At 63.1% G+C, this 11,979-nt stretch carries 7 protein-coding genes; 2 read left to right on the top strand and 5 right to left on the bottom strand.

All coding sequences use genetic code 11. From position 1 onward, the window contains the following. Positions 1-136: 136 nt before the first annotated feature. The gene (locus GQS65_RS19375; protein ID WP_199268512.1) at positions 137-1,468 is read right to left on the bottom strand and encodes a phage NrS-1 polymerase family protein; all 1,332 of its coding nucleotides are present in this window, start codon (positions 1,466-1,468) and stop codon (positions 137-139) included. A 353-nt stretch (positions 1,469-1,821) separates the two neighbouring features. Between GQS65_RS19375 and GQS65_RS19370 the strand changes: the two genes are divergently transcribed. Then, on the top strand, positions 1,822-2,283 hold the full coding sequence (locus GQS65_RS19370) for a helix-turn-helix domain-containing protein (RefSeq protein WP_158206274.1): 462 nt from the start codon (positions 1,822-1,824) through the stop codon (positions 2,281-2,283). Here the strand turns inward: GQS65_RS19370 and GQS65_RS19365 are convergent. From GQS65_RS19365 to GQS65_RS19350, 4 genes are all read right to left on the bottom strand, one after another. Further along, positions 2,280-6,212, bottom strand: coding sequence for a type IV secretion system DNA-binding domain-containing protein (locus tag GQS65_RS19365; protein ID WP_158206273.1), 3,933 nt, complete (start codon positions 6,210-6,212; stop codon positions 2,280-2,282). The two genes, GQS65_RS19370 and GQS65_RS19365, sit on opposite strands and share 4 nt — an antisense overlap. Then, a complete protein-coding gene (locus GQS65_RS19360; RefSeq protein WP_158206272.1) occupies positions 6,209-9,649 on the bottom strand; it encodes a VirB4 family type IV secretion system protein in 3,441 nt (1,146 codons plus the stop codon). Before GQS65_RS19360 ends, GQS65_RS19365 begins: the two co-directional genes overlap by 4 nt. After that, on the bottom strand, positions 9,649-10,926 hold the full coding sequence (locus GQS65_RS19355; protein ID WP_158206271.1) for a hypothetical protein: 1,278 nt from the start codon (positions 10,924-10,926) through the stop codon (positions 9,649-9,651). Before GQS65_RS19355 ends, GQS65_RS19360 begins: the two co-directional genes overlap by 1 nt. Before the next feature lie 119 nt (positions 10,927-11,045). Beyond that, the gene (locus GQS65_RS19350) at positions 11,046-11,567 is read right to left on the bottom strand and encodes a hypothetical protein (protein WP_158206270.1); all 522 of its coding nucleotides are present in this window, start codon (positions 11,565-11,567) and stop codon (positions 11,046-11,048) included. A gap of 186 nt (positions 11,568-11,753) precedes the next feature. Here GQS65_RS19350 and GQS65_RS19345 point away from each other — a divergent pair, with 186 nt between their 5' ends. After that, a complete protein-coding gene (locus tag GQS65_RS19345; RefSeq protein ID WP_158206269.1) occupies positions 11,754-11,975 on the top strand; it encodes an ArsR family transcriptional regulator in 222 nt (73 codons plus the stop codon). The last annotated feature ends 4 nt before the right edge of the window (positions 11,976-11,979 follow it).

Genomic DNA, 11,979 nt, shown 5'->3' with positions numbered 1-11,979 from the left:
CCACTCGTGGGCCTGCTCGCTCTCGAACGGGTTCGATGGCTCTGCGTCGCTGCTGGTCGCTGTGTGGTTACTAGCCATGAGTACGAAGGCACGCAGGGTGCGCCCTCGCCGCTCGTGGGCGCGAAATACGCAGGGGTTACTCTGAGTCCTTGCCGACGAAGCGCCGTGCTCGGCCCATGAACGAGTCCGTCGTGTCACTCCCGGAGTCCTCGTCGGTACCACCGCGTGCCTCACTGCTGCTGTCGGTGTCTCCAGTACTGGTGGCCACGCTGTTGCTGCGCTGATCGGCGACGCGTGCCGAGTCGTGCAGCCCTGTCGGTTCCGCCTCATCGAGCTCGTCCTCTACGGCCGCGAGTCGGGTTTCGAGCGATTCGAGCCGTGCAGCCTGTCGCTCGATAGTCTCGGCCTGTTGTTCGACAGTCTCGGTCAGTGCGTCGACCTGTACGGTAAGCTGATGATTTTGTTCGACGACCTCACGGAGTTTCCTGACCAGCCCCGTGGACTCCGCTGGGGCGTTGGATGTGTCGCTCACAGACGAATCGTCACGACGCGTCCGACCACCGTCAGGATTATAGAACTCGCTGGTAGCGGTGATCGCCCGTTCGACGGTTTTCTCCCCGTACGTCGAGCCATCGGCGAAGTGGATGTCGTCCCACTTCCCACGGAGCAACCCCGATTCACGGAATAATCGGTCGATCTGGGCGGCGTCTCCACCGGTCCAAAACGCCAGCAAACAACACAGCGCCATGTCGGCTTCCGAGTGGCTGTCGTACCCGCTGGTATCACCACGCCACAGGGCAGAGAACTTCTGGCCGTTCTGCGCTGACCGGGCTTTCTCGAGAAGGTCGTCATCCGAGAGGCCGACACTCCCCGACGGGTCGGTTGGAGTACCCGGAGCCACCGCCCCCTCGTCACCAGTGTCCTCGGAAGTCTGGGCGACATGCTTGCGGTGAACCGCTGCGAGTTCCTCCGGTCGCTCGTGGATTGTTCGCTGGCGGCCCACGTACGCCCCGGTGACGGTGAAGTATCGCGCCGTCTCGTACAGTTCGACGTCACCGTGGCGATTCCGCCCCTCAGGCAGCGTTCCACAGACGAGCACGTGGTAGCCCGTGCCAGACGGACTCACCTCCGTGTAGGAGTTGAGCGTCTCGATGATCTCAGCAGCCCATTGTGCCGGCTCGCCCGATTCGGGGTCGCGACAGTCATCGAGGTCAACACCCACGAACGGGTCCTCATCAGTGAAGACGAAGCCAACACCGGCGCCGTCGCCACGCTCGACAGCGGCCACGGCGGCCTCGAACCCACCCCATGTCTCGGGGTCTGTCGACGAGGCGTACTGCCCCGTCGATGGATCGATTGGAATCTTCGTCTGCTTCTCGTCGCGTTCCTCCGAGCGCCACCCGACCCACTGCTCATACTCAGCCAAGGCGTCAGGGACATCTGCCGGCGATGGCGGCTCACCAGTCATCGGGGCCCCTCCGCTACGCGTGACGATGTGAGCGCTCCTCTATCGAAACGATACTCGGGGGCAGACTGCTGGCCGCGGCCAGCACTGGGTCGTTGATGAGACGCATCGTCAATCATAGTCGAAGTGGACCGCTCACGTGGCGGCCCGCCTCTTCGGGTCGCCCGACAGACGCCGCTGGACAGTGCCAATTGTCGTTCGAAAATCTGAGAGCTAGCCTCGCGCTGTGCGGTTCGTTTCGGTGAGTGGATTATAGCCTCTGGATGGGTATTCTCTGTCGGAGATTTTTCGACAGGCTGTATTAGAGCCATAATTGCTAAGGCCGTAGTTCGATTAGTACTGCATAGAATCACCCAATGGAGTCTGACACATCGGACGAGACCCCGCCACTGTTCGAGCAAATCGACGACGAAATGTCCGAGGACCAGGCGAAGCTCCTCGCGACGGTTCACGCTGCTGCGGATGGGATGCCAACCGGACAGTTGCGGGAAGCCGTCTCGATTCCCTCCGGCAGTATGCACTACCACCTCACTCGGCTCGAAGAATGGGGCCTCGTCGAGGTCGTCGGCCGTCAGGCGGAGGGTGGTGGCTCGCCCTCGAAAGTCTGGGACACGACTGAACAGGGTGTCACCTACCTCGAACGCCCTGGACCTACCGCTCCGACGACATTCCAGGATCTGGTCATACATATCGAGGATCTCGAACGGGACCTCAACCGACGTGAGGAGCGTATCAAGGCGTTGGAATCGGACGTGCAGGAGCTGAAGAGCGCCTACAACACGCTGGCGACGGCGGTCGAGAATCAGCTTCACGACTAGAACCTCCGGAACCGCGTCTCGTCGTCCGTGTCGTCCTGGCCACTCTCGGAATCATCCACAGCATCGTCGGTTGGCGTACTGCTGCTGTCCTCAGATTCTTCGGCTAAATCCTGTGCTGTGTCGGTCGTGACGAATCTATCCCGGAACGCGTCGACATCACTGAACGGTATCGTCTCGCCATTGCGATACAGGCCGAGGTCCTCGGGGCCCGTCACATCGGGCGGGACGACGACGATGTGCCAGTCGGCACTCGTTGGTGCTGGTCCATCGAAGGCGTGCTCCGGCACGAACGGTTTCTTGACCGGAACCCAGTCGTCTCCTTCTGAATCGAGTGTCGCACTTGTGGCTGGATACCGCTCTGGTTCATCGAACACGGCGTCTGCAGTTGGGAACCGAGCGAGCTCCTCACCAGTCCCATCCGAAAGTCGGTACTCGCCATCCTCATCCTGCGTCCAGACGCTCTGGTCACCGCTCGCTGGTCGAAGCATCAGGTCGCCGTCGATCCGCAAGTCCCGATGATTGTAGAATCGCTGGCCTGCTTCCATGCCGTGGGTCGTACAGAACGGTGGGTCGGTCAGCGTGTCCCAGATGGTATGTGCCGTCGATGGCCGACAGACAAACAGGCAGGTGCGCCCTTGGTTCGCGGCCTGGGCGAGGTTGTGGAGCGTTCGGGCTGGTTTCGTCGCACCGGTCGACGATTCGGCCTCCAGATGGAACGTCCCACCGTCAGTCAACACCGCGAGGATGGGATGCTCCTCCACGAAGCGCTCGAACGCGTCTTCCATCGCCGCACGCTGCTCTCGAAGTGGCGTCGTTGTGGACGTCTCCCGCGTCGGCTGGATGTCGACGAGTGTTCCGACACCGTCTGGTTGCGTCTCACCAGTCTGTTCGAGCAACTCGATTCGCGCGCCGAGTGCGGTCAGCGGGCCATAGACATCACGCAATAGTTCACGGTGCCCAGGCCCACCACTGTTCGCTGCAGCGCCGGTCTGGAAGATCGCGGTCGCACCAGCCCTCGTACACCGAAGGTAGACACCATCATCCCGGGTCTCGCTCTCGACGTACTCATCAGGGATGTCGTCGACGAGCGCCCAAAGCTGACTGCGGTGCTCGACATCGATATCGAGATACGCGGTGAGACGGTCGGCAGACGCGTTCGCTGCAACGTATCGGTCTGCACTGCCGGACTGCAGTGCTTCGTCGTAGAGCGCCTTACAGACGCGCTGTCGGCGGTCTGTTGTGGCCGGAATGCGTGGCGTGTCGGCTGGCTCATCGTTCCGTTCACCACGGAGGCCAGTCGACGAGCCGCGTTCGTAGTCGACATCGTAGAAGTGTGACTCGCCTTTTTGCTGCAGTGCGGTCGGTCGTTCCGTGCCGTTGCGAGCGATGCTACGACGTTTGAACCACCGGAGGTCCTCGTCAGACATCCCAGGCTCACCGGTGACTTCTCGGCGGACGTCGGCCGTCGGCGGGAACGCATCGACCTGGTACGAGTGGGTCAGTTCGTCGTTACTGTCGTGGGTCCGCATGTAGAAGCGGTACTTCGAGAGGTTCGTCAGGTCCTCCCAGTCGACATCGGGCGAATGCTGGGCTTGAATTAACTTTGCGTCGCGTCGTCCACCCGGATTGTAGGTGATGAACGTCTCGCACTGGTTGGCGATTGCCTGCGCAACCCGGTCGGGGAGCTGGTTCGAGGGATTCTGACAGGCGAGCGTGAGACAGAAGTCGAACGCCCGTGCTTCGGAGAGAATCGAGTGGATGTTCGACTGCTTCGTGACGATCGAGTCGAACTCGTCACAGACGACATAGAATGGCGGCGCGTCAGTCGACTCGCGAGCCGCCACCCATGCCCGCCGAATCAACGCAGTCGCGAACAGGCGCTTCTCCGTCTCGCCGGAGGTGGGGGCGTTTCGGACGACGACCACCTTCCCCTCCTCGACGACCTCCTGGAGCGAGACGGTCGATTCGGTCGCGCTGATGAGGTTCCGCACGGCGTCGTTCTGAATCCACTGATCCAGCCGCCCTGCGAGCGGTTCGAGGTCGTCTTCTTCTTTCATCCGAATTCGCCGGGCCGCCTCCTCGATGAAGTGGATCCGCTCCTCACTCATCCACTCGTGAAACTGTGCGCGGTTCTCCGGGGCGGCACAGCAACACGCGAGGTCGAGCAGCGTACAGGTCCGCTCGGACTTGGCCATCCCACGAATGAGCGTGCGAGCGACGCGGTTCATCAACGCCCCCCAGTACTGGTCGTCACCCCCCGCCTGCGCCATCATCGCGACGAGATCGTCACACAGTGCCTCAACCGCCGATGAAAAGGCCCGGGAATCCGGTGGTGCGTCGGTCGGTACCTCGAGGAAGTTGAATCGCACCTGCTTGTCGAAGTCGTCGCTCAGGTCGACGAAGACGAACTCTTCGGGGTCACGATCGGCCGGCCACTCCCGAATGAATTCGTCGGCATCGACGCCCTTCGGATCGAACACGAGCGCGCCGTGGCCGCGCTGCATGATCTGGGAGACGAGGTTCGTCAGGAACGTTGTCTTGCCTTTCCCTGTGCCACCCCCAACGAACGTGTGGGTGTTGAGCGTCTCAGCGGCGACCCCGGCTTCGATGCCGTGTTTCCGCCCGAACCCGAACCAGTAGGGTGCCTCGGGGTCATCGCTATCGAGCATCGCCAGCTGTTTTTCGGCCCTCGTGGCTCCCGCGACATCGTGGGCGTCGAAGTCGAATCGCGGGGTTTCGGGCGGGATTCCCTCACCAGGTCGTGAGAGCGACCACCGCATCTTGTTCGTGTTGACGTGGTCGGCTTCGGGGACGTTGACCAGGCCGGCGACCTCCCGCTGGGCCTTGACCAGGCCCGAGTCGACGAACTCCCGACGACCGGCTTGCTCGAGCATCTCCGTGAGTGCCTCACCGGCGAGCGGTTGTGGCACGAACGTCTGCTCTGAGGTCGACTCGTAGAAATTGCGGAACATGCCGGCCGTCTTCGACGCGCGGGTCACCGCTTCGTCTGGGTCGTCCGAGACGGCGACGACCCGAAGGCAGAGTCGCCACCCCTTCTCACCCTGCTGTTCTTCGAGTAGTTTCGCGACTTGCCGGTCGACCGTCGAGGGATCGTGTTCGATCACTTCGTGGCCGACACCGGGGATGAACCGGGTGACGGCCCCGAGGACCGGCAGATTCCCGATGGGGAGCCGGTGCTTCTCGTATCCCGGTTGCTTGAGATTGTGCGAGAGGGTTCCGATACTCGGTGCATCGGCAGTGTCGCCGCTGTTCGCGACGCCGTAGCCATCAGCGATGCCTCCCGTCCAGTCGCGGGCGGCCGGTTTGAACATGATCTGGACGGCGACGTCCGCGTCAGCCGCCCCCTCTTCCTGGGTGCCGACCATCTCCTCGAGGATACTCCCGGTGGGGTCCGTCCGAAAGCCGGGCAAGTCGACATTCTTCAACGGATAGAGGCAGTACCGACGAAGGGCGAGCCGCGCCCCGGCGACGTACCGGTCCGTTGCATCAGTGCTCGCTCCCGGGAGGAACGTCGCATCCGTCTCATCAACGTGTGAGTCCGGGTATTGCGTCTGCAGCTGCCGGCGAAGCGTCCCCGCGAGTCCGTCGGACCCAGCGATGTACTGGAGGGTGACGACCCGTTCGCTCTGCGGTGTCGGCGCGGCATAGCGCATCTCGAAGGCGTGGGCCGGACTGACGTTCTCAGAGTGGCCCCGGAACCGTGGGGAGTCAGTCTCGACCGTATGCAAGGCTTCGAGGACGTCGTCCATCGCCTCAATACCACTGTTATCCTTGTTCGGCCGCACTGTCACGGCTGATCGTTGCACTGAACCGGCGAGCACGTCGGCGAGGTCACCACCAATCGACGTGGCCTCGTAGCCGGTCGACTCCTCGGTGTGCTGGTCGCGGACGCGGTCGAACACACTCATGGGTGGTCACCTCCGTTCGTGCGTCGACGAGCGTTCCAACGTGCCTCCAGATAGTCGTCGAACGCGCCGTGGGTCTCCGGGTCGTATTCGACCACGAGGAGTTCCAGCGGCGGCAGGCGGACCTCAACGTGATGCCAGCCTTCGCGTTCTTCGAACGCCATCAAACAATCCGTGTACCCCACGTCGGCCTCACCGCGTGTCGCTCGTCCCCGGACGAACTCGGCCTGCGGTACGTTGAGGCCGTACTTCGCGGCGGTCGCGTCCGTGAGGTCCTCAGTCGCGAAGAACGTTGTCGCCGTCGTTTGGCCTCGTATCGCGTCAAGGTACTCCTGAATCTCGTCGGTCTTGCCGACCGCGAAGTCGTCGGGGTGCTGTGAGACGAACCAGAGCCCGGCGTCGTAGTGTCGCCAGTGGCGGGCGGCCTGCTGGAGCCACGCCAGCATCTCGGGGCTCTGCAGCAGGTAGTGCGCCTCGTCAATGACGAACACCGCAGGCCCTCTCGACCGCTTGACCGCCTGATACACCTGCCCGAGCATCAACATGAGCATCGTGCTCTTGTCGGCCGCCGCACCGAGGCCCTCGATCTGTTGGAGATCCAGATACGACACCCCACCGGGTTTGATGCGCGTCTCGGTCTCGCCGGTCAACGCGCTCAGGTCGCCGTCCTGCTTGAACCCGGAGAGCCGCCGGAGCAACGGGCCCGCATTGTTCCGAATCTCTTCTTCTTCCAGTGTCGAGGAGACGTACTCGCTCGGGCGTTCACCCATGTCGTCGACGGTCGCTCGGAGGTCAGCCATCGTCGGACTGTTTTCACCGCGATGTGTCGAGGGGTCTCGCGGACGGACGCCTACCTCGCGATACGTCTCCCGAACGGCGTCTTTCACGAGCGGTGCGAACCGATCGGCCGTCGCGGGGTCGTTTGCGATAACGTCTAGAATGAAGTTGACCGCCTCCTGGAACTTCATCTCGAACGGTGCCACGTCGAGTTGCTGGAGGACCTCGTCCGGCGTCGCCTCGATATGGAGTGGGTTGATGGTCTGTGTGCCGTCGAGCGTGATGCGCTCGCCGTTACACAGCTGTGTGATACCCGCGAACTCGCCCATCGTATCGCAGAGAATCAGCGTTCGGTCCTCGCCCTGCGCCCACCAGCGAAGGGCCTTCTTCTCGACGAACGTCGTTTTGCCGCTCCCCGAGTCACCGGCCACAAGCTGGTGGGCTGGTCCTGGGTCGAACGGGTTCGGTGTGACGGCCGAGCCGTTGCTCGATAGTCGGCCAACGAGTACACCATCGTCCTGCTGGACTGTTGGCGCGACTGGCGGGAATGCGGCGGCAATGGTTCCCGAGAGCGTAAACGCCGACCGGTCACGATGGGACCCCTCGGCATACGCATCGCGACCGAGAGGACCTGCCGCAGTGAACAGTTCGTCCTGCCGGTGGGGCGACGAGATAGGAGTCAGCTGCGCGGGCGACCGTTCGAGGACTTTCCGGACTCGGCTACTCGCGTCCTCCAGCGCCTGTCGTTTCGTGACGTCGAGCGAGAGATCACTTTGGTCGAGCAAACCATCTGCGAGATACTCCTCTGCCCGGTCGAGCGCCTGTCGCGTCCCGGCTCGAACCGTGACGTAGCCCGTCAGCTGCCACGCCTGCGCGGGCGTCTCGTGCAGGAGGATGAACATCTTGGTGTAGGGGTCCATGTCCCGCTCTTCGAGCATCGCCGTGACGTCGCTGGCCTCCTTCCGTTCTGCGATATCAGCGTCTACCTCGCCAATCCGGTCTTTGACCCGCGCCATCGCTGCGTCTTTCGAGCAGGGTTCACACCGAAGGTTGACCTCGACATCGACCCCGCGAAGCGTGTAGAGTTCCCGGAGGAATTTCTCGCGCGGTTCTGTCGGCCAGCCAGCGATCCAGTAGGTTCGGGCGTACTGTTCACCTGCGCGCACGTACCCGTCACCAACGTCGTACACCCCGGCCAAGAGGTCGGCCACCCGGTCGGGCGATTCATCGGATTGGTCGGCATCGCCGAACAGCCCGTCACGAAGGCGAGCGAGTATGGACGCGTCAGCCGATTCACCCCCGGTTAGTTCCGGGTCGTCTGCGGGGTCGTCGTATGCGTGTGTACTCGATGCGACAGGGCGGTCGCTGCTCGTGGTCACCGTGTCGGTGCCTCCGTCGGGCGTCGCCCGACCGAGGCGCGACGAGACGTCAGCGTTGGGTCGTATCGTCCCCGGCCCAACTCTGGTGACCGCAGCCGTCGCCCCTTGCTCACCGTCGTCGGCTGTCACAGCTCCCGGTCGGTGTGGGGCGTCCGTCGCCACGTCGTCTGCTGAGGCGGGTTCGCCAGCGTGTGGCCACACTGCCGCGTCCACAGCACTCGTCACCGCCGCGTCGTCGAACTCGTGTGTCGTTCCTGTCCACCGGCGCGCAACGACGGTCGCGAGTTCGGCCGGGCCGACGGCTGAGGTCTCGACGCCCGGCGTCTGTCGAAAGGCCCCGCCGACCGTCTCAAGTCGGTCACGTACTGCTGTCTGTTGCTGTCGGCGGCGAAGTGAGGCGAGGCGCTCTTCGTTGACGTCCTGCGACTCGTCGAACGTTGGGAGATCGACGTCGTCCGGTGCAACGGAGACCACGACGTAGTGGCGCCACTCTCGACTCTGCCACAGGTCGGTCGTCGCAGTAGTCTCCCAGCCCACGAGCGACCGGAGATACTCACGCATCCAGCGCCAGGCGTCTCCGGTGTAGCTCGCGTGCCACGCACGGCGATAGGCCGCAGTCACGTCCTCAGGATTCGCATCGAGACTCGTCGAGTAGAGGCGGAACGGGATGTCGGTCACGTCCTCGTCGAGTGCCGTTCGGAGCCGACCGATCATCGGTCGGGCCTCCTCATCCGTCTGCAAATCGGTGTTTCGACCGTTGAGTCGGACCATCCCGACGAGGCGTCCGTCGTTCATTTCGGCGATTCCACCCTCAAGAATCCGGGCAACGTCGTGTGCCTGCGTCGAATGGTCGGGGGTGAACGGCAGAAGACGGCGTATCCATCCCCTCCCACTGGTGGCCGGTTCGGCGGCCTTTTCCTGTGTGAGCGGGAGTCGGCGCTGTAACCTGCGAAACCGAAGCGGCCCGAGAACACGGTCGGCAGCCGTCGTCTCGGCGTAGTCCGTGCTACGCGCGATTCGATACCCGATAGCGGCGAGGAGTGCCCCAAATCCGAGTAACGGAGCAGTAAGGGCGATGCTTCCACCGAACAGCAAGACGTAGACGCCCGCAACGAGACACGCCCCACCGGGGCTTGCGTACAGGAAGTTCCGGACCGGGACCTCGTCGCCGAAGGGGACGCGCACGCGCATGCCGGTGTCGACCCACTGGGGGACGAGTTGCGTCGGGTCGCGGTCAGTCGTCTCGGCCTGTGCTCGGTCGATTGTCGTCTGCTGTCGTGTCATTACTGGAACCCTCTGTCACGTTCAAAATCGATGCGTTCGCGGTGTCGTTCCCACTCGTTGGCGTCAAGCCCGTCGTCAGTGTCGTCACTCGGTGAATCGCTGACGTAGACGCGATGTGTGGGCGGCGGCGTGGGCGGTCCGGCGGTGTTCCGTCCGGTGTTCGTTGGCTCGCGACTGCCGACATGGCCAACCGTGGGCCCCTGGGCTGCGGTTCCCTCACCGGACCCTCGGTACGACTGGTAGGTCCCGTTGACGCGGTCGTACACGCGGTTGACCGACCGCTCCCCGTATTCGCCAGCACGGGACGTCGCAGCACCCATCCCGAGCGACACCGACGCAGCGTCGTTGGCGTGGTCGATCATATTCTTCGGGAAGATGATGAACGCGAACGCCAGTCCGGCGACGGTCATCAGCATCGAGACGAGCGTAGTCCCGGCACCCTCCCCCCACAGCGGGAGTTCGAACAGTAAGCGAACGATGAGCGCCTGGACGAGTTTCAGCGCGACCACCGCGCCGAACAGGTACGTCACGGTCTCGCCCAGCGATTTGACGAACCCGTCGTGTGCTCGGCAGGCCCACGCGAGCGGCCACAGGTACACCGTCAGGTAGACGAGCATCCGTTCGAGTGCGAGGACAACCAGCGCGCCGATGACCGTCGCTGTCTGTACGATGCCCAGAATGAACGCGACGATACCCCCGACGACCAACTTGGAGGCGTCCTCGGGCGTCTGGAAGAACGCCTCCGCGTCGGGGGCGAGGCCCTGAATGATGCCGTTGGCGAGGTGCAGCGTCAGCCCCGTAATCGCAATCCCAAGAAGAATCATCACCCCAGAGTAGCCACACCGGAGAAAGGCGGCGCGGCGTGTTCGCTCGTCACTCTCGAGAAACGCCCGTCCTCCGGCAAATGCCCACACCGCGATAGCGAGCGCTGTCGTGAATCCCATCGCCCCCTGCACCCCCGACCACGTCCCGTCGTTGGGGGTCGCCCACGTGTCGGGGGCGTCGGGTTCACCGGGCGCTGGGAGGTTGAACACGAACCCGTTGAAGATGCTGATAAGCCCCTCACCGAGTCCAATGAGGCCGTCTGCGAGTGCCCCGACCATCTCGGAAAGCAGGTCAACCGGGTCCGGAATGCCGATGCCGAACCCACCGCCACCTCCCGAGACGTTGGTCGCATTGGTTGCGTTCGTGGCTGTCGGTAGACCACTGGCCGGTCGAGTAGCGTTCTGGCTCGAGTTCGTTCCGTTCGGTGGTCCTTGCTGGTCGGCGAGCAGCATCCCATCTGGTGGCCCAGCACTCGGGGTCGCTGCTCCCACTCCGACGGGACACAAGAGGAGAAGGAGCGTCGAGACGACGAGTGCTGGACGCACGCGTTGCACCCAGGCAGTCATGAGAATCAGAACGGGGCGAACTGCACACAGGAGATGGTCGCAAGTCCGACCTGCTCGAGGATGAGCGGAAACGCCGTCAGCGCGAACACGCCCCCGACCGAGTACGCGGCTCCCTTGAGCTGCTCGTCGCCTTCGCGTTTCTTATCCGAGCGCTGGCTTCCCTTCTTGTTCAACCCCGAGGTAAGTCGTATCCCAGCGACCAGCAAGAGGAGCAGTGCGAGCCCACCGAACAGCAGTGTCACAGCGTCTCCAGCCCCCGTCTGACACATGATCTCCTCGGCTTCCCCAGCGCTCTGTGCAGACACCCGACCAACGACAGCAGGTGATACGGTCGCGAAGAGATAGCTCCCTACGCCGACCATCATCGCAATCATCGCCATCGCGTACGCGACGAGTCCCCGTCCCGAGAGTCCTTCAATAACCCCGTGGGCCCGGTGGTCGGCACGTCGAAGGCTATCTCTGAGACTTCTTGCGAATTTGAGTACGGTTGTGGAGGTAGCCGTCGCCGAATCTGATTCGTCTACCATACGCTCGACGAATGCACCTCGGCGACGAAAAGTTTTCGGTGCGGCAACCGAGTGTGTACACATAGTTAGCGAAATGAGTCCAATTACAATGTGGGCGTACTCATCCAACGCACGGGCATTGCGAAACGAGCGTGAGTGGCCGGAAGACGAACAGACCTATTATCGAGGCAGATGAATGTCGGCGAGATGGCAGACCGGACGGACGCAGACGAGCAAATTCTCGACCTCCTCAGAGAGGGTGCGCGAACGCAGGCGTATCTCGTCGACGAGACGGGGTTCTCGCGAACGCACATTCGAAATCGGCTCCAGATTATGGAAGCGAGAGGGTGGGTCGAAAACCTGCACCGTCAATCGGCGCTGTGGGAACTCCGAACCGACCCCGACGAAGCCGACGGCGAACAGGAATAAGCGT

The organism is Halomarina oriensis (assembly GCF_009791395.1).
Lineage (GTDB): Archaea > Halobacteriota > Halobacteria > Halobacteriales > Haloarculaceae > Halomarina > Halomarina oriensis.
Note: the sequence above shows the minus strand (reverse complement) of the source record. Positions and strands in the feature narration are given on the sequence as shown.

Excerpts from the sequence above, each read along its gene's own strand:
- GQS65_RS19375 (WP_199268512.1), bottom strand. The coding sequence starts at position 1,468 with ATGACTGGTGAGCCGCCATCGCCGGCAGATGTCCCTGACGCCTTGGCT.
- GQS65_RS19370 (WP_158206274.1), top strand. The coding sequence starts at position 1,822 with ATGGAGTCTGACACATCGGACGAGACCCCGCCACTGTTCGAGCAAATC.
- GQS65_RS19365 (WP_158206273.1), bottom strand. The coding sequence starts at position 6,212 with ATGAGTGTGTTCGACCGCGTCCGCGACCAGCACACCGAGGAGTCGACC.
- GQS65_RS19360 (WP_158206272.1), bottom strand. The coding sequence starts at position 9,649 with ATGACACGACAGCAGACGACAATCGACCGAGCACAGGCCGAGACGACT.
- GQS65_RS19355 (WP_158206271.1), bottom strand. The coding sequence starts at position 10,926 with ATGCTGCTCGCCGACCAGCAAGGACCACCGAACGGAACGAACTCGAGC.
- GQS65_RS19350 (WP_158206270.1), bottom strand. The coding sequence starts at position 11,567 with ATGGTAGACGAATCAGATTCGGCGACGGCTACCTCCACAACCGTACTC.
- GQS65_RS19345 (WP_158206269.1), top strand. The coding sequence starts at position 11,754 with ATGGCAGACCGGACGGACGCAGACGAGCAAATTCTCGACCTCCTCAGA.